Source organism: Sphingobacterium sp. UGAL515B_05 (assembly GCF_033097525.1).
Classification (GTDB): Bacteria; Bacteroidota; Bacteroidia; order Sphingobacteriales; family Sphingobacteriaceae; genus Sphingobacterium.
Genome location: NZ_CP109907.1, coordinates 883,179 through 908,873, shown reverse-complemented (window position 1 = coordinate 908,873; position 25,695 = coordinate 883,179). Strand labels below are relative to the sequence as shown.

21 protein-coding genes are annotated in these 25,695 nt (G+C 38.6%); 12 read left to right on the top strand and 9 right to left on the bottom strand.

Going from position 1 to position 25,695, the window contains the following annotated elements; translation table 11 throughout:
- Nucleotides 1-27: 27 nt before the first annotated feature.
- From OK025_RS03595 to OK025_RS03580, 4 genes are all read left to right on the top strand, one after another.
- On the top strand, nt 28-2,751 hold the full coding sequence (locus OK025_RS03595; RefSeq protein ID WP_317668361.1) for an outer membrane beta-barrel protein: 2,724 nt from the start codon (nt 28-30) through the stop codon (nt 2,749-2,751).
- Between the two features lie 18 nt (nt 2,752-2,769).
- Nucleotides 2,770-3,558, top strand: coding sequence for a GLPGLI family protein (locus tag OK025_RS03590; protein WP_317668360.1), 789 nt, complete (start codon nt 2,770-2,772; stop codon nt 3,556-3,558).
- Nucleotides 3,559-3,811: 253 nt separating this feature from the next.
- Complete coding sequence (locus OK025_RS03585) at nt 3,812-6,529, top strand: outer membrane beta-barrel protein (RefSeq protein ID WP_317668359.1); 2,718 nt, start codon at nt 3,812-3,814, stop codon at nt 6,527-6,529.
- 1 nt (nt 6,530) lies between these two features.
- On the top strand, nt 6,531-7,322 hold the full coding sequence (locus OK025_RS03580; RefSeq protein WP_317668358.1) for a GLPGLI family protein: 792 nt from the start codon (nt 6,531-6,533) through the stop codon (nt 7,320-7,322).
- Between the two features lie 58 nt (nt 7,323-7,380).
- Here OK025_RS03580 and OK025_RS03575 read toward each other — a convergent pair whose 3' ends face one another.
- Nucleotides 7,381-7,560, bottom strand: a complete 180-nt coding sequence (locus OK025_RS03575; RefSeq protein WP_046674057.1) for a hypothetical protein — start codon at nt 7,558-7,560, stop codon at nt 7,381-7,383.
- A gap of 118 nt (nt 7,561-7,678) precedes the next feature.
- Complete coding sequence (locus tag OK025_RS03570; RefSeq protein WP_317668357.1) at nt 7,679-9,817, bottom strand: S46 family peptidase; 2,139 nt, start codon at nt 9,815-9,817, stop codon at nt 7,679-7,681.
- Nucleotides 9,818-9,993: 176 nt separating this feature from the next.
- Between OK025_RS03570 and OK025_RS03565 the strand changes: the two genes are divergently transcribed.
- The 4 genes from OK025_RS03565 to OK025_RS03550 all read left to right on the top strand — a co-directional run bounded on the left by OK025_RS03565 (nt 9,994) and on the right by OK025_RS03550 (nt 12,505).
- Nucleotides 9,994-11,364: a DEAD/DEAH box helicase gene (locus OK025_RS03565; RefSeq protein WP_286770814.1), complete on the top strand. Its 1,371-nt coding sequence runs from the start codon at nt 9,994-9,996 to the stop codon at nt 11,362-11,364.
- Between the two features lie 6 nt (nt 11,365-11,370).
- Complete coding sequence (locus OK025_RS03560; protein ID WP_075991115.1) at nt 11,371-11,616, top strand: hypothetical protein; 246 nt, start codon at nt 11,371-11,373, stop codon at nt 11,614-11,616.
- A 104-nt stretch (nt 11,617-11,720) separates the two neighbouring features.
- Nucleotides 11,721-12,071 (top strand): gliding motility protein GldC, encoded by a 351-nt coding sequence (gldC, locus tag OK025_RS03555; RefSeq protein ID WP_088160288.1) that lies wholly within the window; start codon nt 11,721-11,723, stop codon nt 12,069-12,071.
- A 26-nt stretch (nt 12,072-12,097) separates the two neighbouring features.
- A complete protein-coding gene (locus OK025_RS03550; protein ID WP_075991117.1) occupies nt 12,098-12,505 on the top strand; it encodes an EVE domain-containing protein in 408 nt (135 codons plus the stop codon).
- A 110-nt stretch (nt 12,506-12,615) separates the two neighbouring features.
- On the opposite strand, the gene OK025_RS03545 is transcribed toward OK025_RS03550, so the two are convergent.
- From OK025_RS03545 to OK025_RS03515, 7 genes are all read right to left on the bottom strand, one after another.
- The gene (locus OK025_RS03545; protein ID WP_120261652.1) at nt 12,616-13,143 is read right to left on the bottom strand and encodes an acyl-CoA thioesterase; all 528 of its coding nucleotides are present in this window, start codon (nt 13,141-13,143) and stop codon (nt 12,616-12,618) included.
- 14 nt (nt 13,144-13,157) lie between these two features.
- Entirely contained in the window at nt 13,158-14,072 is a 915-nt protein-coding gene (locus OK025_RS03540) for an NAD(P)-dependent oxidoreductase (protein WP_317668356.1), read from the bottom strand.
- Nucleotides 14,073-14,250: 178 nt separating this feature from the next.
- Nucleotides 14,251-15,195, bottom strand: coding sequence for a M20/M25/M40 family metallo-hydrolase (locus OK025_RS03535; protein ID WP_075991119.1), 945 nt, complete (start codon nt 15,193-15,195; stop codon nt 14,251-14,253).
- 88 nt (nt 15,196-15,283) lie between these two features.
- Nucleotides 15,284-15,934, bottom strand: a complete 651-nt coding sequence (locus OK025_RS03530; RefSeq protein WP_294184090.1) for a lipoprotein signal peptidase — start codon at nt 15,932-15,934, stop codon at nt 15,284-15,286.
- A gap of 55 nt (nt 15,935-15,989) precedes the next feature.
- Nucleotides 15,990-16,376: a TraR/DksA family transcriptional regulator gene (locus OK025_RS03525; RefSeq protein WP_046674049.1), complete on the bottom strand. Its 387-nt coding sequence runs from the start codon at nt 16,374-16,376 to the stop codon at nt 15,990-15,992.
- A 3-nt stretch (nt 16,377-16,379) separates the two neighbouring features.
- Nucleotides 16,380-19,793: an isoleucine--tRNA ligase gene (gene ileS / locus OK025_RS03520; RefSeq protein WP_120333468.1), complete on the bottom strand. Its 3,414-nt coding sequence runs from the start codon at nt 19,791-19,793 to the stop codon at nt 16,380-16,382.
- 213 nt (nt 19,794-20,006) lie between these two features.
- Complete coding sequence (locus OK025_RS03515) at nt 20,007-20,357, bottom strand: HesB/IscA family protein (protein WP_046674047.1); 351 nt, start codon at nt 20,355-20,357, stop codon at nt 20,007-20,009.
- Nucleotides 20,358-20,642: 285 nt separating this feature from the next.
- Here OK025_RS03515 and glyA point away from each other — a divergent pair, with 285 nt between their 5' ends.
- The 4 genes from glyA to ffh all read left to right on the top strand — a co-directional run bounded on the left by glyA (nt 20,643) and on the right by ffh (nt 25,673).
- Nucleotides 20,643-21,914, top strand: coding sequence for a serine hydroxymethyltransferase (glyA, locus tag OK025_RS03510; RefSeq protein WP_046674046.1), 1,272 nt, complete (start codon nt 20,643-20,645; stop codon nt 21,912-21,914).
- Nucleotides 21,915-22,447: 533 nt separating this feature from the next.
- Nucleotides 22,448-23,044, top strand: a complete 597-nt coding sequence (locus tag OK025_RS03505) for an RNA polymerase sigma factor (RefSeq protein WP_075991123.1) — start codon at nt 22,448-22,450, stop codon at nt 23,042-23,044.
- A gap of 459 nt (nt 23,045-23,503) precedes the next feature.
- Complete coding sequence (locus tag OK025_RS03500; RefSeq protein WP_317668355.1) at nt 23,504-24,199, top strand: zinc metallopeptidase; 696 nt, start codon at nt 23,504-23,506, stop codon at nt 24,197-24,199.
- 133 nt (nt 24,200-24,332) lie between these two features.
- Nucleotides 24,333-25,673, top strand: coding sequence for a signal recognition particle protein (ffh, locus tag OK025_RS03495; protein WP_317668354.1), 1,341 nt, complete (start codon nt 24,333-24,335; stop codon nt 25,671-25,673).
- Nucleotides 25,674-25,695: the final 22 nt, after the last annotated feature.

Here is a 25,695-nt window from a genome sequence, read left to right as displayed (position 1 = left end):
GATATTAATTTACTATCCAACAATTTTATGAAAAGAGTTTTACGAATTCTCTTATTTTTCATTCTTGCTATTCCTGGTTTGGCTTCGGGACAATCCAAGATTGCTGGGAAAATAAGTGATGTAAAGGACCAACTAAAGTTATCAGACGCAACAGTCATGTTGTTGACCGCTAAAGATTCCATACTAACAGGCTTTACGCGATCGGACGAAAATGGTCTGTTTTCCTTAGCCAGACCTGATACTGGAAATTATGTACTGATTGTGAGCTATCCCAAGTATGGCGATTTTTATACGGAGATTCAATCTGGAGTGGATTACTCCAAATTGGCTATTGGCCTAACAAATACAGCCACATTATTACAAGAAGTCATCGTCACTGGACGTATCCCAATCACCATTAAAGGTGATACCACAGAATATGATGCCGGCAGTTTTAAAGTTGAAAAGAATGCCAAGGTTGAGGACCTGTTGAAAGCTTTGCCTGGCATCACGGTTGATGCATCTGGAAAGATTACTGCACAAGGTAAAACAGTCAAAAAAGTATTGGTAGATGGTGAAGAATTTTTCGGTGATGATCCGACACTGGTGACACGAAATATCCGATCGGATATGGTGGATAAAGTTCAGGTTTACGAGAAAAAATCCGAGCAGGCAGAGCGAACAGGAGTGGATGATGGTCAGCGTGAGCAAACGATCAATGTAAAGCTAAAAGAAGGCTCTAAAAATGGCATGTTCGGAAAAGCGCTTCTTGGCGGTGGAACCGACGACTACTATATGGGGCAATTGATGTTGAACAAGTTTAAGGGATCGCAGAAAATATCAGTTTATGGGCTTTTCGGTAATAATGGTACTACGAGCATGAACTGGCAGGATGCACAAAAGTATGGTGGTGATTCAGGTGTGTCCTATGGTGATGACGGATCGATGAGCTGGTCTAATTTTACGGATCCTTTTTCTGGACAAGGAGTTATTGGTGTACCTAAGGCCATAAATTCGGGCGTTAACTTCTCGGATAAATTTGATAAGGATAAACATACAGTCAACATTAACTATAAATATGGAAGATTGAGCAGCGATGGAAATGATGAAACGATTACGACCGGTTTGATCAATAACAAATCAGTGAAGAATGTAGATTCTGAAAATGACCAGCATCGTGCTAATCTGAAATATGACCTGAAATTAGATTCGTTAAATCTCCTGACCATACGGGGCGGGGCATCAAGAAAGAACCTTTGGTCAGATAACAAGCGTGAAGCTTATCAGTTTGGCCAAAATGCAGATACAACTATTGCTGAGAATACGCGTGAATTGGTGAAAAATAATATCAACGAATTTAATTTTAGCACTTATTTTACGCACAAATTCAAGAAAAAAGGACGTTCTTTTACATTCGATGGCCAATGGAAAAGAAATGAGATGAAAGGCACTGGTCATTTAAAGTCGGACCTGAGAAATTATAGCTTAAAAACAGATTCAACTACAGATCAAAGTAAGGTGCGTAACAATACCAGTGACGTGCTAAGCGCTTCAATTTCCTATACCGAACCTTTATCCAAAATTTGGAACCTTGTTGTGGGAACGGGAATTGAGCAAAGTAATAGTAGTTCCATCGTGGAGTCTTTCAATATTGATGGAGCCGGAAATTATACGCAATTAGATCGTCGCTTCAGTAATAACTATGATTTCGATAGAAGCAGCAATAGGTACAAATTGGCTGTAGTTCATACAACTGAAAAATTTAAGTTCACTGTGGCCAATAATTTCAATAATGACAAACTGAAACAGTTTAATAATTATACAAGTGAAGGTATTACAAGAAGTTACTTTACGTACAATCCAAATGTAAGTGCTGGCTATTCCTTTACAAAAACCAAGGGGTTATGGATGAATTATACCGGTAAAAATCAATTGCCTTCATTAAGTCAAATCCAACCGATCTTAGATAACTCAGACCAGATTAATCGCTATTTGGGAAATGAAAATTTAAAACCATCGTTTAGGAACTCACTAAATCTGAACTATAATTCCTTCCGTGTGTTGACCGGAAACTATGTCTATGTCGGTGGTAATATTTCTACAGAAAAGAACCCGATTACGCAGAATATTGATACCCTAAAAGGGATCAATACATATACTTGGAATAATGTTGATGGTAAGACAAATACTTCCCTGAACGTATGGTCTGGCGTTTATTTCAAGTTGAGCAAAAAACTTGGCCTATCCAACTCACCACAGTTTTATGTGAATATGAGTGATAATTATAATATGTTCAATCACCAATTGAATAAAGTAAATACAACGAACTTTAATTTTACGTATAATTTCAAAAGAGATACCAAGACAGGTTTAAATTTTGACCTGAACTTTAGTCCACAATATCGTTTGATGAAATCAAGTTTGGAACGCAATACCAACAGTAATGGTTTTGTTTTCGCTTCAAACGGAAGTGTAGAGTATTTTTTCAACAAAACATTTAAGGTTTATACCAATTATACCTACTCGTACGAGGCGGCCACCAAAGCTTTTGATGAGAAGTTTGAGCAGTTTTTGTTGCATCCGGGTGTAAGCAAGAAATTCCTGAAAAATGAATCGTTGGTATTGGATTTTATGATCAACGATGTTCTTAACCAAAACAAGGGCTTTAGTCGTTCGGCATCAACTTCTGTCTTTACACAACGTCGATATGATACGATACGCAGATATTATATGCTTAAACTATCATGGGATTTTACAAAAATGTTTTTATAAAATATTAAGCGAAATACAATGTTAAAATATATCTTTTTTCTCTTCTTCTGTTGTTCAGCCTTAGGTCTTAAAGCTCAGTATACATTGTTTGGTCGATCGGGAACTATTTCCTACGATAAGACGATGTATATGAAGAATATCGTAAGTAAAAAATTCATCGCTAAGGCCGATGATAACTCTAAACAGTTTTTTGAGCGTATAATACCGAGATTACCAGAAAGTGCCGTATTAAAGAAATCAATGAAATTCAATACCACGGAGACTTTGTTCGAGTCGGTAAAAGACGAGAGCCTGGACGCCGAGATTAAGCAGTATATTATGATGCTTGCGCTAGACTTTGATGCAGCGACGCTTTCAAATATGTCTAACCGATCTTTTTTGAGATACAATGATATTGTAGGTGAAAAAATTATCGTTCAGGATTCCATGAAGCGTATTAAATGGAAAATCACAGATGAATACCGTGAGATCGCTGGCTACAATTGCAGGAGAGCTAATGGTATTACTCCGGACTCCATTTATGTTATTGGATACTATTGCAATGAAATTCCTATCAGCGGCGGCCCAGAGTCCATCAATGGTCTTCCGGGAATGATTTTAGGCTTAGTTGTACCTAGTCAGCACGTTTCCTATTTTGCAACAAAAGTCGAACTCAGCAATACCGTTGTGATGGACAAAAAGAAATTTGAAAATACCAAGGTCAAACGAATGACGAGAAAGGCCATGACAGATCAGATTACAAGTGTACTGTCTCAGCACATGAATAAAGAAACTGTTCAATTTATTATGGAACTTGGCAATTTATAAAGATCACAGGATGCTGTTGATACAATTTGTTGTTTATTTATAACTGTTTAGATAAAAAAGCTCTTCTTTTGAGGGGCTTTTTTTATGGTTTTTCGCCTGTATTGTGTTGTTAATCAATTTTTTTGTTTTGTTTTTAGTGGCTTTTTATGGCTTGTATTTTTTTTGAGATACACTAAGATTAACTGAAACAAAATATTAGTTTTGTGCACGAATTTTATTATTTATATAATTATATATTATCCAAAACCATATTATGAAAAGAGTTGGGCAACTACTTTTACTTATTTTATTCTGTTTATGCGGAATAGTTCATGCTCAATCCCGAATTGAAGGAAAAATCAGTGACGTAAAAGATCAACTTAAGTTGCACAATGCAACTATTATGTTGTTAACAGCAAAAGATTCCATTTTGACCAATTTTACCCGTTCAGATGAAAATGGCAAGTTCTCTCTTGAGCGGCCTGATACTGGACACTATTTTATTATTGTAACCTATCCGAAGTACGGAGAATATTACGCGGAGATCCTGCCAGGGAAGCGTTACAATAACATGTCCATTGGAATGACCAGTAGCACAACCTTGTTGGAGGAAGTCATTGTTACGGGACGCGTGCCCATTAGTATCAAGGGTGATACAACGGAATATGATGCCGGAAGCTTTAAGGTGGAAAAAAATGCCAAAGTGGAAGACTTGTTAAAAGTCTTACCCGGGATTACCGTCGATGCCTCGGGTAAAATTACCGCCCAAGGAAAAATAGTGAAGAAAATGCTTGTTGACGGGGAGGAGTTCTTTGGTGATGATCCCATTTTAGTAAGCCGGAATATTCGCTCTGACATGGTCGACAAAATTCAGGTCTATGAAAAGAAGTCTGATAAGGCTGAGAAAACAGGAATTGATGATGGTGAACGTACGCAGACAATCAATGTGAAGCTAAAAGAGGAAGCTAGACGCGGAATATTCGGGAAAGTAGATGTTGGTGGAGGGACTGATAAGTTTTATGCTGGACAGGGTTTTTTGAACTATTTTAATCAGTCGTTTAAAGCTTCAGCTTATTTTATTGCAAGCAATACCGGGAAGAACGGGCTCAGCTATGATGAGGTGAATAGTATGGGGGGAGATTACGATGGAGGTGATAATTTTAATGGCGAAGGTATTCCCAAATCCCTGAATACAGGATTTTTATATTCGGATAAAACGGCAAACAAAAAACATGCTTGGCGGATCGACTATAAGCATATCCGATCCGATGTTGATCTAAATCGCAGCGTGTTCACGCGCAATGCAGCACGCGATACGATATTGACCAGCAATAGCAGCACATTGGCATCAAACGAAAACAGAAAGCATAATATCGGTTTGAAATACGAATTTAAGGTCGATTCGATGTCGGATTTAACAGTTTGGGCAGGTGCAAACAAAAGACAGGATAACAATTCTTCGGAGACCCAATCAACGACTGTAAATCAATTTGATCAAAAGATCAACGATAACATGCGAAAGTTTAAGAATGATTCTAGATCAGAACAGTATAATGCCTCTGCACTCTATGTAAGACGTTTTAAAAAGAAAGGCCGTTCGTTATCATTCAACTATTTTACATCGGGCAATAAACAGGATGGTGAGCAAGATTTATTTTCTAAACTTACATTTTACAAAGAAGGGAATGCTGAAAGAGATTCAATTCTCAACCAGAAGAAGTTTGTGAAAAATAGCTCATTTTCTACAGGTGGTGAAATTGCGTATTCCGAACCGATTTCAAAAAAGATTATCTTTTCTTTTGAATATGGGTTGAATCTTAACAGGGATAACAACGCAGTTAGGTCTTTCGATAAAAATCAGAATACCGGTACTTTTGATAGATTAGATAGTTTGTATAGCAATGACTTCTTATATAAAACGATAAAAAACACGTATAATTTTGCAATTAATTACAAGCCCCTGGAAAAGCTCGTCGTCAATGCCTCGAATAAATTCGAAAATAGTAATCTGTCGCAATTAAATCGGATGGAAAATTCGAAACTTTCACGTTCATTTTTTGTCTATAATCCAGCCGTCGATGTCACTTATGAGATTCAAAAAAATAAATCAATCAATTTGAGATATCAGGGTACAAATGGTTTACCTTCCTTAAACCAGATCCAACCTTTACGATCTAATTTGGATCCTTTGAACGAGTATTTAGGGAATGAAAATCTGAAACCGTCCTACACCAATAATTTGAATCTAAGCTATAGAACCTATTCGGTATTGGAAGATAAGTTTATAGGTATATTTTTAAGTGCATCACGTACAAACAATGCTTTGGTGCAAAATACAACGATTGATTCACTGGGTAAGACGACATTTGTGTGGGGAAATTTGAATCATAATAGCAACAATCAAATTGGCATCAATCCAATGTATTATGGTAAGTTGTGGAAAAAGTTTCAACTCAGACATGGTGGAGGGCCCTCGGTATCTTTTAGTAACAGTTATAACTATGTCAATACTGTTTTGGCGAATGCTAAAGTGCAGCGTTATGGGATGAATTATAGTCTACAGCGATCGACAACGAAAGGTTTGGACTTTGGTGTCGAGTTATCTCCAGGATATCTTATCCAAGATAATTCTATAGGGGCTATGGAAGATAGTAAGGGATTCACGTTTTCATCTGAGGGGAATCTAAAGTATTTTTTGCCAGCTAAATTTATTGTGCGAGCAGATTTTAGCTATAGTTATCAGGCTCCCACAGCCGTCTATAGTGAAAAATTTGAACGATTTGTGTTGAGTCCAGCACTCTCAAAAAAATTCAGAAAGGATGAAAAGCTGGAAATGACCTTTATGGTTAATGACCTTTTCAAACAGAATGTAGGTTTTGACAGAAGTCAAAACGGAACATTGCTGACCGAACGTCGGTATAATACAATCAGCAGATATTATATGGTTAAGCTCACTTGGGAAATCAATAAAATGCTCGTAAAATCGAAATAAAATGAAAGATATCAAAAATTTGCTCGTCCTATTGTTTGTCTTTTTCTGGGGAGCCACAGCATTTGGACAATATGCTTATTTTCCTACGCAAGGCACAATTACCTATGATAAGACCGTGTTTCTTAGAAACCTGCTCAAGCGCTATGCCGCCTATGCAAAAGACGAGGATACACGCAACTCCATCAAAGAAATGATCGGGCAGATTCCCGAAAATCAGGTACTGAAAAAGAAACTGACATTTTCGAACGATGAGGTCCTCTATGAGCATATTGCTGAAGAGTATCCGGATGTTGTCAGTGGGCTGATGCGGTCTGGAATTTTTGAGTCGGGTATAAGCGGCTATCAGAATCTGAAAAGTAAAGCATTTAATTCCGTTTTTGAGTTGGGCGGGGAGCGGGTTGTCGTGGCAGATTCGACATTAAAGATCAAGTGGAAAATCACGAATGAATACCGTGAAATCGCAGGTTACCCCTGCCGCAGGGCTAATGGACTTGTTCTGGATTCCATTTATGCTGTCGCCTTTTATACGGATCAAATCCCCGTTACAGGAGGTCCCTCGGCCTTTAATGGTCTGCCAGGAATGATTCTCGGTTTGGCGGTTCCAGAGCTGCATTACAATATGTTTGCAACGAAGGTGGAGTTGGGAGCCGTAAACCCTTCATCGGCAATATTGTTAAAGAAGAAAGATAAACCCTTGACCAGGAAGCAGGTTTATGATAAACTCAAGGCCTCTTTCGGAGACTACCTGGGTATTAAGATTTACAATTTGGTGATGGCCTGTACCTTTCTATAAAGGACATAAAAAAAGGCCTTTCAGATGAAAGGCCTTTTTTATGTTAACTCCGAAAAGACTATTTTCCGTCGTTTTTCTTAGCAGTAACTTCGTTACGAATTTCTTGTGCTAAAGTTTTGATTTCTTGTAATCCTTTACGTACACGTGTACCAGCTGCAGAATTACCATTGTTGAAGAACTTGTCTGCATCAGCTTCGATAGAAGCTACTAACTCTTTTAATTTTACGTAGTTTTCCATTTTTTTATAATTATAATTTTAGTTTTTATGGTTTTTCCTAAACACTCCTTAAATATACAAAAACGAATCAAATAGAAAATAAATTTCGTTTTTTTTTATCGAAAAAGCTTAAAAAAAACTATTCAACAATCTTAAGTTCGTCAATAATGTTAGTTGCTCCAGCAAATTTATCGATGATAAATAATACATAACGGATATCAACCGAAATTGTACGTTGTAGCTTGTGGTCGAAGATCACATCACCAGCCATAGCTTCAATATTCCCATCAAAAGCTAGGCCAATTAATTCACCGTTGCCATTTATTACTGGTGACCCCGAGTTTCCGCCTGTTATGTCATTGTCACTTAGGAAGTTTACAGGTAAATATCCTTTTTTGTCCGCATAACGACCATAGTCCTTATTATTGTACAGATCCATCAAACGCTGTGGTAAATCAAACTCTTCGTCGCCTTTTTTGTACTTCGCAATAGTGCCTTTCAACGTTGTGTAAAAGTTCTTGTCCGCATCATTACGGCGGTCTTGTGGTAGGCCTTTGATCGAGCCGTAGGTTAAACGTAACGTACTGTTCGCATCTGGATAGAATTTTCCTTTTGGATTTGAAGCCAACACTCCAGCAACATATTTACGATAAGCACCTTCAAATTTGTCGTCTTGTGCTTTCCAGCTCGGATCTACTTGGCGGTATCTGTTAAGCAAAGCTGAAGAAAGTTTATACAATGGGTCATTGGCTAAAATTTCAGCGTTAGGGTTCTCCAGATAATTGTTCAAACGTTCAGCAGAAGCGAAGATGCTGTTCTTCACAGATTCTTTGACATAAGCCGTAAAGTCACCATTATTTTTAGCCGCCAATTCTGCAACATAAGGAGCAATATTTCCTGCTTTTTTAGCATAAAGATTCAATTCGTCAATCAATACTTGCTCTTCCAGCGGCATGTACATTTTTTCATATCCAGCATCGATGGCAGATTTCAAACGTGGAAGAATGGCATTTCTTCTGGCTTCATCTCCAGCAGTATATATTTCTAAACCTGATCCAATTGTGTTCGGTAAAGCTGCAATTGCACTAGAACGCAACATACCCATTAAATAGTTGTCATGTCTAGCTTTCTCATTTGTCGAAGCATAAAATTCGTTGATTGTTTTGATGACATCACCGTATTCTGCTTTGTTGGCACCTTTATTTGCCCATTTGTCAAATTTAGCTTCATCTTTTGCTTTAGATTCCGCAGTTTTATGTAATGTCAACGCATCAATCATCCCTTGACGGTTTTTCCAGTAATTAGCTACCTGAGAGTATTTCGAAGCGTAATTCAATTTTACAGCCTGATCTTGATCCATGAATTTTTTCATGGCATCCATACCTGTTTTAGACGCTTCTACCCAAGCTGGATAAGCGAATTTAACATTCTGATTGATTCCTCCAGAAGGCATCCAACGATTGGTACGACCTGGATAGCCTAAGATCATCGCGAAATCTCCTTCTTGAACACCTTTTAAGCTGACAGGTAGGAAATGTTTAGGTTTCAAAGGCACATTGTCTTGTGCATACTCCGCTGGATTACCATTTTTATCGGCGTAAACGCGGAAAATTGAGAAATCGCCGGTATGACGTGGCCATTCCCAGTTATCCGTATCACCGCCAAATTTTCCGATGCTGTTTGGAGGAGTCCCTACCAGACGAACGTCATTGTAATCTTGGTATACAAAATAATAATACTCATTGCCTTGGTAGAATGATTTTACTTCAACTACATACTTGCCATTTTCGCTATTCTCTTTTTGAATTTTGGCAATTTCAGCAGCAATGATTTTTTTTCGTTCATCTTCAGACATTTTGTTATTGACCAAACCTAAGATTCTTTTTGAAACATCATCCATGCGTACGAAAAAGCGAACCGACAAAGATTTGGGCTTTAACTCTTCATTTTTGGATTTGGCCCAGAAACCATTTGTTAAATGATCATTTTCTGGTGTCGAAAGTTCAGCAATAGCACCATATCCACAGTGATGGTTGGTGAATACCAAGCCTTGATCAGAAACGATCTCTGCAGTACAACCACCATTGAATTGAACGATTGCATCCTTTAAGCTAGAGTGGTTAATGCTGTAGATTTCTTCGGCACTTAAGCGAAGTCCTTTTTTCTGCATATCTGACTCATTCAGACGCTTTAGATACATTAAAAACCACATTCCCTCATCGGCAAATGCAGCAAAGCTTGTTGTGATAAACAACAAACACATCCATAATTTTTTCATATCAACCTGATAAAAAGTTTGTTTATACCCTACAAAAATGCTTTAATTCTCTTAAAAACCAAAATATTAGACTTTATAATATGCTTTTTACCAATTTTTATGTCAATTGAAAGTAAATGTGTACCGTATTGGTTGTCAAGGAAAGTCAAATGGACTCTTTTCCTTATCTTTGCAAGATGCAGCAATCATTTGAAAATTTTAAATTCAATAAACAGATCTTAAATGCGATAGCGGAGGCGGGGTATCAACAACCGACAGAGATCCAAGAAAAGGCAATTACTCCAATATTGGCCGGGCAGGATGTGATGGGAATCGCTCAGACTGGAACAGGAAAAACAGCGGCATTCGTTTTGCCGATGCTGATGAAGCTAAAATATGCTCAGGGAAATGATGCGCGTGCGTTGATTTTGACACCAACGAGAGAATTGGCCATGCAGATCGAAGAAAATATTAAACTGTTTTCTACTTATCTTGATTTGCGTTCAGTGGTACTTTATGGTGGATTAGGACCAAAAACTCAAATAGAAGCACTCGAAAAAGGAGTGGATATTATCGTTGCAACACCAGGTCGATTTTTGGACTTGTACCTGGAAGGGCACATTGTTGTCAAATCACTCAAATTTTTGGTCTTGGATGAGGCCGATAAGATGATGGATATGGGTTTTATTAGTAAGATCCATCGTGTACTTGAAATTGTGCCACGCAAACGTCAGAACTTATTGTTCTCAGCAACAATGAGTGAGCTTGTTCGCAAAATTGCAGGTGATTTCTTGGCGTTTCCAACCATTATTGAGGTATCTGAACAAGCTACACCAGCCAAGACGGTAAGTCAGGCGCTATATGTCGTTCCAAACCAAAAGACAAAATTGAATTTACTTCAACACCTCTTGAAAGATGATGAAGCGTTTAGTCGATTGATTGTTTTCTGTAAAACAAAGCAGGTAGCAGATAATGTCTTTCACTTTTTAGAACGTAAATATGGTAAAGATGAGGTTCGTGTTATTCATGCCAATAAAGGTCAGAATACACGTATCAACTCCATCAATGCGTTTAAGGAAGGGAATATTCGTATTTTGGTCGCAACGGATGTGGCGGCGCGTGGACTAGACGTTTCTAATGTAAGCCATGTGATCAACTTTGAAGTACCTATTGTGATAGAAGATTATGTACATCGCATTGGACGTACCGGGCGAGCTTTCAATGAAGGGGATGCTATCACGTTCTGTAATGAGGCCGAGAAATATTATGTTCGCAAAATCGAAAAATTGATCAAACAAAGTATCCCTGTCCATGCACTCCCAGAGGATGTCTTTATAGAGAAAACACCCTTTCATGAAAAACAGGATATTGCGCGCGAGATTGATAATCAAAAGCGAAAAGATGATCCTGATTTTCAAGGTGCTTTTCACGAGAAAAAATACGTTATCAAACAGAAAGAAGTGCGGGAGGCACAACGAGCTTCCGGATTTAAACCAAAAGCAAAAAGTAAAAGTAAGTCTGCAGGCGGAAAATCGGGAGGAACAAATCGTAATTTTAAAAAACGTTAATTTATTGTGCGCTTTACACCACTAAATATCGCTAGTGCATGCCTTGTTGCCTGGTTTGTTATGGAAAACCCCAATGACGAAAAGGCCTTATTTACTTGGGGCGCATTTATCCTATTGTTGTTGATATTGACAGTCATTGATATTGTATTTAGGGTCTTTGTAAAGCCAAATAAAAAAATGTGGTTATTACAGTTGGCATTTTTGGTCGTCGTTTGTGTCACCAGTTTAATTGTCAAAGTAACCTTTGGGTAAGAGGTAAAATTAAAAATAAAGAAGAGTTAGGTTGTGAATCGATGGCAAATATAGTTCCTGTTTCAAAAAACATAGCTCAATATAAATAGCTCAATAATATTAAAATGAAAAAAGCTGAAATAAAATTACAGGTAGAGTTAGATGAAAACAACGTACCTGAAAATATCATGTGGTCTTCTACAGATGGAAATAATGCGGAGGAATTACCTGCAAAAGCGATGTTTTTAGCCCTATGGGATTCTCATTATAAAAATTCAATGCGTATCGACCTTTGGACTAAAGATATGCCCTACGATGAGATGAAACGTTTTTTCTATGAAACGCTACAAACATTGGGCGACTCTTTTATCCGTTCTTCAGGCGGTGATCCGATGGCGGAAAAAGTTATTGGCGACTTGCGTGATTACTGTGCGCATTTTGCAGATAAAATGGAAGTTTTAATGCCACAACAATAGTTTTAACGCTTAACAGAAATTTGACCATGCAATACTTCTTAGTAAAATCTGAACCATTTAAATATAGCTGGGAACAATTTAATAAAGATGGCCGTACATTTTGGGATGGCGTTCGTAATTATCAAGCTAGGAATAATATCAAAGCTATGAAAGAAGGGGATCTGGTCCTGTTCTACCATAGCAATGAAGGAAAAGAAGTTGTGGGGGTGGCGAAAGTCGTCAAGGAATTTTATCAAGATCCGACAACAGATGATGAGCGTTGGGTCGTTGTGGATCTGGCACCTGTTGAGACGCTGAAGAAATCCGTTACGTTGGAAACCATTAAGGCTGATGAGCAGTTGCAGGATATCGCTTTGGTCAGACAAGGACGTTTGTCTGTCATGCCTTTGAAGCCAGAAGAATTTGATCGGATTTTAGCGCTTGGCAACGCGTAAGCTATCGCGAATAAATCAACCCAGTGTATGGGGATATAAATCAAAAAGGGAAAACGTTCGTTTTCCCTTTTTGATTATTTACACGGTATGTAAGTCATGAACATCAAGCATTAGTTCTTTTGGCTAAAAAGACTGACCAGCGCTTTTAATTTTTTTGCATTTTCAGGCTTTAATTTCCCTGCGAGAATAAGACGCAGTTCTCTTCGTTGTAGTGCATCTTCGTATGCTTTGTGTTCTGACTCTGTTTCCGGAATTAATACAGGCACAGCTTTAGGGTTGTTATCCGCATCAACAGCAACAAAGGTATAATACGCTTCGTTGGTTTTTACACGGGTGCCTTCCGGTAAATTAGAAGCGAAAATTTCCATGCGTACCTCCAAAGAACTATTAAACGCACGCGTTACCTGAGCTTGTATCGTGACGACCTCACCAAGTTTAATGGAGCGCTTAAAAGATACATTGTCGACTGATACTGTTACGACGACATTGCTGCAGTGTTTTTGGGCAGCAATAGCCGAACAAATATCCATCCAGTACAATAAACGGCCACCCATCAAATTCCCAAAAGTATTTGTGTCGTTGGGTAATACCAATTCGTTCATCTCAGTGTATGACTCTCGCGCAAATTTTTCTATCATATCATTATTTGTCATTATCGTCCAAACGTTTTGAATTGATTATCTATAATTGCCAAAGAATCCATAAATGACGTCGGCACATAACCCAATTCAGCGTTAGATTTAGTCAGATCAAAGCCTGTCTGCCGTGGCCTGTTTTCCGCCTGTCCAATGTTGGCAGCACTGATCTCCGAAATCAATCCTTTGTCTAGCTGCCAATAGTCCGCAATTTTGTAGACAGCCTCACTGATCGACATTAATTCTGCTCCTGAAATATGAAATATTCCCTGCGCTTTTCGGTCAATCGCGAGTTGGCATGCATAAGCTAAATCATCCACAAAGGTAGGCATTCTCCATTGGTCATTGACTACTTTTATAGGTTCATTTTGCGACAACTTACTTTTAGCCCATAATACTAGATTCGAACGATTGGGGTCAGCATTGATCCCATATACTAATATCGTGCGAAGGATGGCATAATTGCAGTTGGATTGTACAAGCACTTGTTCGGAAGCGTATTTACTCTTCCCATATTCACTTTGTGGATTGGGGAGATCTGTTTCATCATAAGGCGCATTTTTTTTGCCATCAAATACAAAGTCCGTAGATAAGTGGATCAGTTGGGTCTGATGTGCGGTACAATAGGAAGCCAAATAGGCTACGAGATCGACGTTAAGCAATTGACATGCTGCTTGATCCGCTTCACAAGCTTCCACACTGGTCATGGCTGCTGTATGTACAATTGCATCAAAAGTTTGTGCAGATAAAAAATCTGTTAATTTTTCCCGATCCGATAGGTCTACCTGAAAGAAAGCATAATTCACTTGATTCGGGTTACGATTTGGACCCTTTGAAATGGCAACAACATCATATTGGTCATTTTTAGCAAGTAAATCAACGACTTTTTGGCCAAGGAATCCATTGGATCCTGTCACTAGAATTTTTTTCATCAACAATAATTAAATGGTATTCAAGCACCTGTTTATAAAGACTCGTTTGCGGGGTCTTAAGTGTGCTGTTTAGTTTATTCGTGTCTACAAACTAATTTACTAATCGCTGTTATAGCATTTGAGCATATAAAAAGCTAGATGATCACATTTTGTTAGACACAAACCCGCCTTTTTTGTTTTAGTTGGTCCATATAAAATCCATTTTACTGGATTGTTTCATGATATTTTCAACTACTGTTTTTTCTAGATCTAAAATGGACTTTAAAGCGTTATAATCAATTTTATCGGCATCATCGGTCGGCATATGGTAGTCCGGGTGTCCACCAGTATGGAAAAACAACACCGGTATATTCTTTTTGTAGAATGAAGTTTGGTCAGATCCGCCGTTGCCATCCTTGCTAAGATTAAATTTTATAGGTGCCTGAACATCTTTGAATATAGCTGGCCATTGACTACTTGTTCCATAGCCGATGACAGCAAGGCCATTGCTGGGATTATAGCGGCCGATCATGTCCATATTGAGCATGGCTGTGATTTTCTCCAATGGTAGGGTAGGGTGTTCCGTAAAATATTTGGAACCAACTAATCCCAATTCTTCCGCTCCGAAAGCAATAAACAACAAGTTGTAGGGTTCTTTTTCATTGTTGCTGCTAAAGTAACGTGCGAGCTCCAATAAACCAGCTGTACCGGAGGCATTATCGTCGGCTCCATTGTGGATTTTGCCTACTCCTAAGGAATCTTTTGAGCTTCCTTGACGACCTGTTCCCAAGTGATCGTAATGTGCGCCTATAACAACTGTTAAATCTGCACCATTGTCAATAAATCCAATGATATTATCGGCATTGCGAATGCTGTCTGCAACTTTTACTTTCCAGACTTTGGCCTTGAAGGATTGGCGGTACCCTTTTTCACCTTTAGGCTCAAGTTTGTATTTTTTGAATTCCTTTTCAATATAATCTGCAGCTTTAAATACTTCCTTACTGCCCGTTCCCCGTCCCTGCATTTTGTCGTCAGCGAGGTAATAAATATGTTTCTTTAAGTTGGAAACTTCGATCTGCTGTGCCTGTGCTATTTGGATTCCTAGTAGGCAGCAAAATGTCAGAAGTAGGCTAATGTTTTTCATGCTAATAGTAGAGTTTAGATAGTTGTATCGGGTTATATGTACAAAAAATAAAAGCCTTGGGATTAACAAGGCTTTTAAGGATATTTCGTTAATCTTCAACGATTTCACTGTGGATGCTGGATTTCTCTTCTTTTTCTGTTTTGAAATACCGTTTTTGAAATAACAGGATCAAAACCACCCCAACAGAAATTGCCGAGTCGGCAATGTTGAATACGGGTCGGAAGAAGAGAAACTCTTCACCGCCCCAAAAGGGTACCCAAGAAGGGAAGTTGCCTTGAATTAATGGGAAATAAAGCATATCGACTACTTTTCCGTGCAGGAAGGAAGAATAACCACCACCTGCGGGGAATAAACTCGCTTTATCATACCAGGTACTTTCACTAAAGATGACACCGTAAAAAGCAGAATCGATGATATTTCCTAAGGCACCGGCAAGAATTAGGGCAACATTTAAGATGAAACCACGGTTATATTTATTTTTGATCATGTAATGTAGGCCGTATCCAATACCAGCTACGGCTAAAATACGAAATACCGTCAAAAATAATTTTCCATAATCACCGCCAAATTCCATTCCATAGGCCATTCCATTGTTTTCAATAAAATGAATCTGGAAAAATTTGCCCAATACATGGTGGCTTTGTCCAATTGTCATTGTGAGCTTAACCCATATTTTTGACAATTGATCTATTAAAAGTATCGCTATAATGAGCGCGATCGGTTTCGTATAACCCTTCATTGTGTTATAAAAATGGTCTTTGCCTAAGCAAAGACCATATATTTAATGCCTAAAATTAATATTGTTTGTTTTTCGCTTCGATGCTCAACGTTGTATGTGGAACAGCTTTCAAACGTTCTTTTTGAATCAGTTTTCCGGTCTCTCTACAGATACCATACGTTTTGTTCTCGATGCGCACCAACGCCGCTTCTAGGTTGTCGATAAATTTCTTTTGACGAGCAGCCAATTGATTTGTTTGCTCTTTCTCTAAAGTAGCTGAACCGTCTTCCAATGTCTTGTACGTTCCAGCAGTATCGTCGGTACCATTAGCATTACTGTTATTGAGCGTTGCGGTCAACGAGGAAAGCTCTTCTTTTGCTATTCTAAGCTTGTCCAAGATAATATCTTTGAATTCTTGTAATTCTGAATCGCTATAGCGTGTTTTCTCGTTGTTGTTTGCCATAATTTAATTTTTTTGGATTAATGCCTTAAGTTCTTTGCCATCGATCTCGATGGTCTCTCCTTCAGTTAGTGAATCTTCAAATACCAATGAATCGGCCAGAATTTCGGTGCAAATATACGATAAATTTTCGTTGGCAGCATTGACCACTTCTGAAGCAGCTGTTAACTTTACGTTAATTCTATCAGTGACTTCTAATCCTTTATCCTTCCTTAGATTTTGTAGGCGGTTGATCAATTCTCTTGACAAACCTTCTTTTTTCAATTCTTCGGTGATATGTACATCTAATGCTACGGTCAATTTACCTAGATTTGCTACCTGCCATCCTTCAACGTCTTCTGCTATAATTTCTACATCGCTCAGTAAAATCGTATATGGCGTGCCTGCTAGGGCCAATTCGCCTGTTGATTCCAACGTGCTGATTTGATCTATAGTCAACGATTGGATAGACGAAGAAACTAACTTCATATCCTTACCAACTTTCGCGCCAAGAGCTTTGAAATTTGGTTTTATTTTTTTCTTAATAATACCAGTGGTATCTGTAATGAACTCGATATCTTTGATATTGGTTTCAGAAAGTATCAGATCTTTTACTTTCTCTACCTTTTCTTGGAAAGCACTATCCAGTACCGGAACCAAAATTTTGTTTAATGGTTGACGTACATTGATGGAAGTTTTCTTCCGTAAAGAAAGTGTCAGCGATGAGATATCCTGCGCTAAAGCCATGCGTTCTTCCAGATCTTTATCGACTAGACTTTCATTATAAACCGGGAAATTCGCCAGGTGAACAGATTCAACTTGTTCCTTGTTCGTGGCTGAATTCAAATCCAGGAATAATCTATCCGAGAAGAAAGGTGATATTGGCGACATTAATTTCGCAATCGTATCAAGACAGGTATAAAGTGTTTGATAGGCCGAAATTTTATCTTCTGTATAATCTCCTTTCCAGAAACGACGACGGCAAAGACGGACATACCAGTTGCTGAGATGTTCATCAACAAAGTTTTGAATAGCGCGCGCGGCCTTTGTAGGCTCGTAATCCGCTAAGTATTCATCTACTTCCTTGGTCAACGAATTTAACAAGGAGATAATCCAGCGGTCAATTTCAGGACGTTTTTCCAAAGCAATATCTGGTTCTGAATACGAGAACTTATCGATATTGGCATACAATGCAAAAAAAGCGTAGGTATTATATAAAGTACCAAAGAATTTACGACGGACTTCATCCAACCCTTCCATATTGAATTTAAGGTTGTCCCATGGTGCGGCATTACTGATCATATACCAGCGTGTTGCATCGGCACTGTATTGATCGATCGTTGAGAATGGATCAACACCATTGCCTAGGCGTTTGGACATCTTATTTCCATTTTTATCCAACACCAAGCCATTGGAAACCACGTTTTTGAAGGAAACCGATTTATACATCATCGTAGAAATCGCATGCAAGGTGAAAAACCAACCCCGTGTTTGATCAACTCCTTCAGCGATAAAATCTGCCGGGTATGCATGATCGAATCCAGCTTTAAAAGGAAACTCTTCACCTTTGGCTAATTTTTCGTGATCCAATCCCCATTGCGCATAAGGCATTGCCCCCGAATCAAACCAGACGTCGATCAGATCAGGTTCGCGGAATAATTTTTGTCCGGCATCAGAAACAAGAACGATATCGTCCACATATGGACGGTGAAGATCCAGTTGCTCGGTGTCGAATTTATCCAAGTAAGCTTTATTCTTCGCTTTTTCATCGTCAGACAAAACATCAGAGGTCAAAGAAGCTTCCAATAAAGACTTTAATTCAGGTAAGGAACCGATACAAACCTCTTCATTTTCGTCTTCTGAACGCCAGATAGGAAGTGGAGTTCCCCAGTAACGCGAACGCGAAAGGTTCCAGTCTACTAAGTTTTCTAACCAGTTTCCAAAGCGGCCGGTACCGGTTGCTTCAGGTTTCCAGTTGATGGTTTTATTTAATGCAACCAAATCTTCCTTCACTGCTGTCGTGCGGATAAACCAGCTATCTAATGGATAGTATAGAACAGGTTTGTCGGTACGCCAACAATGTGGATAGGTATGCTCATATTTTTTGACATCGAAAGCTTTGTTGTCCTCTTTTAGTTTGATAGAGATCAACACGTCTGTGGGTTTGAAGTCTTCTTTTGAACGTTCCTCAGCGCTGTAATATTCCTCTTTGACAAATCTTCCGGCAAAATCTGTGATTTCACTTACAAAACGTCCAGTACGGTCAACAGTAGGTACCTCTTTTCCATTTTCATCTTTCACCAAGATGCCCGGTACACCATGTTCTTTTGCTACACGAAAGTCATCCGCACCATAAGTAGGAGCAGCGTGGACGATACCGGTACCGTCTTCAGTCGTAACAAAGTCGCCTGGAATAACGCGGAAAGCATTTTCTTGTAAGTCCTCGTTGGTGATATAGGGTAACAATTGCTCATAGCGCAAGCCAACAAGCTCTTCGCCTACAAATTCTGCTGCCAGCTCCCAGGGAATTACTTTGTCGCCCAATTTATAGTCTTGGAAGGATGCATTTTCTCCTTCCGCTTTAAAATGTTTGCTGATCAAATCTTTCGCTAATACGACAGATACAGGAGCACCGGTATATTTATTGAAAGTTCGGATCTTAACATAATTTATTTTCTTGCCTACAACCAAGGCTGTGTTGGACGGCAAAGTCCATGGCGTGGTCGTCCAGGCAATGAATGCTACATCCTCCGCATCGTCGTCAACTAATTTTTCTATAGCTGGGTGAAGCTGACTTTTGATCAGTCTAAATTCTGCAACGATGGTGGTATCTTTAACATCTTTATAGGTGCCGGGCTGGTTAAGTTCATGCGAACTCAATCCTGTACCTGCTGCCGGAGAGTAAGGTTGTATCGTATAACCCTTGTACAAAAGACCTTTTTTGTAAAGTTCTTTCAATAAATACCATAAGGTTTCGATGTATTCATTCTTGTAAGTAATATAAGGATGTTCAAGGTCAACCCAATAGCCCATTTTGGTGGTTAGGTCATTCCATACATCGGTATATTTCATTACCTCCTTGCGACAAGCGTCATTATATTGTTCTACGGTAATCTTTTTGCCGATATCCTCTTTTGTGATTCCAAGAGCTTTTTCGACAGCAAGTTCAATGGGCAGACCATGGGTATCCCAGCCGCCTTTTCGTTTCACTTGGTAACCTTTCAAAGTCTTGTAACGACAGAAAATATCCTTAATCGTACGTGCCATCACGTGGTGAATTCCAGGCATTCCATTTGCAGAAGGCGGACCTTCAAAAAATGTATAGGTCTTGCTTTCAGGACGATTATTGATACTTTTTTCGAATATTTTTTCCTGTTCCCAACGGGTCAAAATCTCTTTACCTATCTCGGGTAAATTTAACTGCTTATATTCTTTGTACATCAGACTGTTGTATGCTTCTTTTCTAAAGGTCGCTAATTTAGTGATTTATGATGGAAAATGAAAGAGGGCTTTGTTGTGCTTATATCATTAAATCGAGGTTGAACTTTTTGAAATCTTCACTCGATCAACTGGCTAAAATGATGGAAGCATCTGCTACGACAAAGGGACTACCTATGGCAGTCCCTTTGTTATTTCATTCGTGCTGAAATTCAGTTATGCTGAAAAACTGCTTCCGCAACCGCAGGTACTTGTTGCATTGGGATTATTGAATGTGAAGCCCCTTGCATCGAGTCCCGATTTGAAGTCGATTTCCATACCGGCAAGATAGAGGCCATGTGCTTTGTTCATAAAGATGCGAATTCCTTGAATTTCGTATTCGTTATCGCCGTCCTTTTTCTGGTCAAAGCCCAAGATATAACTCATACCGGAACAACCACCGCCTTCAACACCGACACGTAAACCAAAATCATCAGAGATTTCTTGTTGATCCTTTAATTTATTTAGTTCTTTGATTGCCCCTTCTGTTAAAGAAACAGGAGCAACTGCTGTATGTTCTGTACTCATTGTAATAGTGTTTTAGCCAATCCAATACAAAAATACATTTTTTTAATGGCAAATTGCTTGACCGGGATTTTTTGACATTTTCGAAACATTCAATTCTTCGTACGCTTATTCGGTCCGATAGCACCATAAAATGATCTTGGCCTAATTAGGTAATTCGCATAAATAAGGCTGTTTTTCTAAGAACATTTAATTAAATAGGACTTTTTGTCGATATTCTTTATGGAATATGCTATCTTTGAGGCATTAAAATAAACTACAAAATTTACTTTACAACATTTAAAAACAATGGAAAGAGATCAAGCCATTTTTAATTTAATAGCTGATGAGCTTAAACGCCAAGAAGAAGGTATTGAATTAATTGCTTCAGAAAACTTTGTTTCAAAACAAGTGATGGAAGCTGCTGGTTCAGTGTTGACAAATAAATATGCAGAAGGCCTCCCAGGAAAACGTTACTATGGAGGTTGTGAAGTTGTGGATGAGATTGAAACCATCGCAATTGATCGTGCAAAACAATTATTTGGCGCAGAATGGGTAAATGTTCAGCCTCACTCTGGTGCTCAAGCAAATGCGGCTGTTTTTTTGGCGACAATCAAACCTGGCGACAAAATTTTAGGTCTTGATTTATCTCACGGTGGTCACTTGACACACGGTTCACCAGCGAACTTATCTGGTAAGATCTATCAACCATTATTTTATGGTGTAAAAGAAGATACAGGCCTAATTGACTACGAGCAATTGGAAGAAACAGCGCTTCGTGAAAAACCAAAGATGATCATCTGTGGTGCTTCGGCTTATTCTCGCGATTGGGATTACGCGCGCATTCGTAAAGTTGCTGACGAAATTGGTGCTATCGTAATGGCTGATATTTCTCACCCTGCAGGTTTAATCGCTCGTGGTTTATTGAATGATCCACTTCCACATTGCCATATCGTTACGACAACGACACACAAAACGCTTCGTGGTCCACGTGGTGGTATGATTATGGTCGGTAAAGATTTTGAAAATCCATGGGGTATCAAAACACCTAAAGGTGAAATCCGTACAATCACGCAATTATTGGATTTAGCTGTATTCCCAGGTACACAAGGTGGTCCTTTGGAGCATACAATTGCAGCGAAAGCAATCGCTTACGGTGAGGCTTTATCCGATGAGTATATGGAATATATCGTTCAGGTAAAGAAAAATGCAGCTGCATTGGCACAATTCTTTGTAGAAAGAGATTACAAGATCATCTCGGGTGGTACAGACAATCACTTGATGTTGGTGGATCTTCGCAACAAAGATATTTCTGGTAAAGAAGCGGAAGCTGTATTAGGTAAAGCCGGTATCACAACAAATAAAAACATGGTTCCTTTCGACACACGTTCTCCTTTTGTGACTTCAGGTGTACGTTTTGGTACTGCTGCAATTACAACACGTGGTATTAAAGAGAATGAAATTATACAAATCGGCGAATTGATCGATGAGGCATTGAAAAATGCATCTAACGATGCTCAACTGGATTTGATCCATGGTAAAGTAAAAGCAATGATGGCTGAGTTCCCATTGTATAAATAAGGAATTCCCCTAGGAATAAAAAAAAGCGGAATCACCGATGCGGTGGTTCCGCTTTTTTATTTTCTTACAGCTATTTTCAGCGTAACATGTATGGTATACGTCCGTACCAATTTAACTTATCACGGGAATTATATAATAACCTGATCCGTATTTTATAAGGTTCAAATAGGGGCTCAACCGAATGAGGTCCCTATGAGGTCCCTATTAACTCCCTATAAAGTTCGGATTAAATAATGCCTCATTGGCGTGTTGTCTTTCTCATGTACAACTGCTGGCTCCAGCTTGTTTCGGAGGGATTAGGAGAACTGCCTTAAGAGCTCGGTTTGGAAATGTGAGGCAGATAACTTATTTTTAAATGTTAAAAAACCTTAAAATAAATTGTAATAATTTGATTACTCATTTATTTTGCGGTAATTTGGTTTTAGATTAATTGATTGTTTTACAATAAGAAAGGATAGTTTATACGGCAAACATTTACATTTTAACACAGAACTGATAATTTATTTGCGAACTGCTAAAAAAGTAAGTGACGTATGAGACTTCTAAAAGGTAAAAGCGATCAAGAGTTGATCCAAATGTATGTCGGTGGCCAAGAGTCCGGTCTAGAGGCATTGTTGAATCGATATAAATCGAAAATATATACTTCTATATATATGAAAGTAAAAGATGAATATCTTGCTGAAGATATTTTCCAGGAGACTTTCATTAAAATCATCAACACATTAAAATCCGGTAAATATAATGAAGAGGGTAAATTTTTACCTTGGGCTATTCGTATAGCGCACAATATGATTGTTGACTTTTTTAGAAAAGCAAAACGTGCTCCAAATATTGTGAATGCGGATGGCTTTGATATTTTTGAGGTGCTCGAATTTAGTGATGAAAGCGCAGAGTCAAAAATGCTCAAACAACAGGTTGATGTTGATCTTAAGAAAATGATCCAAAAACTTCCGGACGATCAAAAAGAGGTGCTCATTATGCGGCACTTTTGTGATATGAGTTTTAAAGATATTGCGGAAATAACCGAAGTAAGTATTAATACTGCTCTGGGGAGAATGCGTTACGCATTGAGCAATTTACGTAAGATGATTGAAGGTACCGATCTTACCCTGCAAATGGGCTATTTATAATAAAAATGGGCGTTACAAAACGCCCATTTTTATTTATATTCAAATGGGATCACAGGGAGTTTCGCTGTTTTTGTATTTTGCCACCCTGTGTTTATAACAAGGCAATGCTACAATCCTTTGCGCATCCTATATTCAAAAGCCATTTCTTTAAATAATCTCCCTGATCGAACTTAAAATAACTGCGCGCCTTCAGAAATGACCGGTGGGTATACGTATTGAATTCTTGTTAATCAGTTTGAATTCTTGTTAATCAGTGTAAGTGTTTCGTTGCAGCGTAGCCAAAAGCAGGGTTATTTGTCCAATTATTATGGTAATTATGTCATGTGGAGATCAGAAGAATCTGTTCTTTTTGTCAGGTCAAAGACTTTTTTTATCTTAGAAATTTATGTATACGCCTTTTTTCAACGATTGGAATAAGGTTTGATAGTCATATTATAACTATAAAACGATTGAATAGCTATGTACTTGATTTTATTTATTGGAATAATGGTGGTAAGCCTAATTGTCCAAACAAGATTCAAAAACAAATTTAAGAAATACTCCGAGATGCCTTTGAGCAACGGGATGTCTGGAGCTGAGATTGCGCAAAAAATGTTAAATGATAACGGTATATATGATGTAAAGGTATTGTCTATCCCAGATCGTTTGGGAGATCATTATAATCCGTCAGATAAAACCGTTAATTTAAGTCCTGAAGTTTACAGTGGTCGCAGTGTTGCAGCGGCAGCGGTAGCGGCGCACGAATGTGGTCATGCTGTGCAGCATGCTAAAGCCTATAAATGGTTGGGATTCCGTTCGGCAATGGTACCGATGGTGAATGCGGCTTCCAAATTGACATCATGGGTATTGATGTTGGGCGTTATGCTGTTTGCTTTTTCTAAAGGTGGTAACCCATGGCTTTTAGCTATTGGAGTTGGGGCGCTGGCTATTACGACCTTATTTTCTTTTATCACCTTGCCCGTCGAGTTTGATGCGTCGAACCGCGCGCTGGAATGGTTAAACCATGCTGGTGTAACCTATAATGGTGAGGAGCATGACGGTGCAAAAGATGCTTTGAAATGGGCAGCGATGACGTATGTTGTAGCAGCGTTAAGTGCGTTGGTAACACTTTTATACTATGCATCGATTTTATTCGGTGGCCGTAGAAGTGATTAAATACGGGTATTGTAACTTTATCCTACAAAAATGCGATTATTTTCTATAGTCGCATTTTTTATGGTGTGTTAATGAGGTTACTATAGACAATTTTTTTAACTTTGCTGTTTATATAGAATAAGATTCAGATTTTATGTTTTCAAATCTTCAAGATAAGTTAGATAGGGCCTTTAAAGTATTAAAAGGACAAGGTAGTATTACCGAGATCAACGTTGCAGAAACGATGAAAGAAATTCGCAAAGCGTTGTTGGATGCCGATGTGAATTATAAAACTGCCAAAACTTTTACCGACGATGTTAAACAAAAAGCTTTAGGCGAAAATGTACTGACAAGTATTTCCCCAGGCCAATTGTTGACGAAGATCATGAATGATGAGTTGACAGCTTTGATGGGCGGATCTGTTACAGAGCTTGAGACTGGAAAAAATCCAACAGTCATTTTAATTGCGGGTTTGAATGGTGCTGGTAAAACAACCTTCTCAGGTAAGTTGGCCTTGTACCTTAAAGATAAAAAGAATAAAAAACCATTATTGGTGGCAGGTGACGTTTACCGTCCTGCAGCGATCGATCAATTGCAAGTGCTCGCGGAACAAGTGGGCGTACCAGTGTATGTGAATCGTGAATCTAACGATCCTATTGCCATTGCCAAAGCCGGTGTGGAAGAAGCAAAACGTAATGGAAATAACGTCGTAATCATCGATACAGCTGGTCGTTTGGCGATCGATGAGCCTTTAATGGTAGAGATTACTGCAGTTAAAGAAGCGACAAAACCAGACGAAATCCTATTTGTTGTGGATTCAATGACTGGTCAAGATGCCGTGAATACAGCTAAAACGTTCAACGACCGTCTGGACTTTACAGGTGTAGTATTGACTAAGTTGGATGGTGATACACGCGGTGGTGCTGCATTATCGATTAAATCTGTCGTTAATAAGCCCATTAAGTTTATTGGTACAGGTGAAAAGATGGATGCATTGGATGTATTCCACCCCGATCGGATGGCATCCCGTATTTTGGGTATGGGTGACGTCGTATCCTTAGTAGAACGTGCGCAGCAACAGTTTGACGAGAAGCAAGCTGCAGAGCTCCAAAAGAAAATCCGTAAGAATAAATTCGATTTCAACGATTTTAAATCCCAGATTCAACAAATTAAGAAAATGGGTAATATGAAAGACCTCATGGGAATGATCCCTGGTGTTGGTAAAGCAATGAAAGATATTGAAGTAGATGACAATGCTTTCAAACCCATTGAAGCGATTATCGATTCCATGACACCTTTTGAACGCGAAAATCCGGATGTTATTGATCAAAAACGTCGTTTACGTATTGCGAAAGGATCAGGTACTGATATCAATGAAGTGAATAAATTATTGAAACAATTTGGTGATATGCGCAAAGTCATGAAGCAGATGTCTAATCCAGCTATGGCAGCTAAATTGATGCGTAATATGCCCAAAATGCCAGGAAAAATGTAATTTTTAGAGAATAGTTACATCA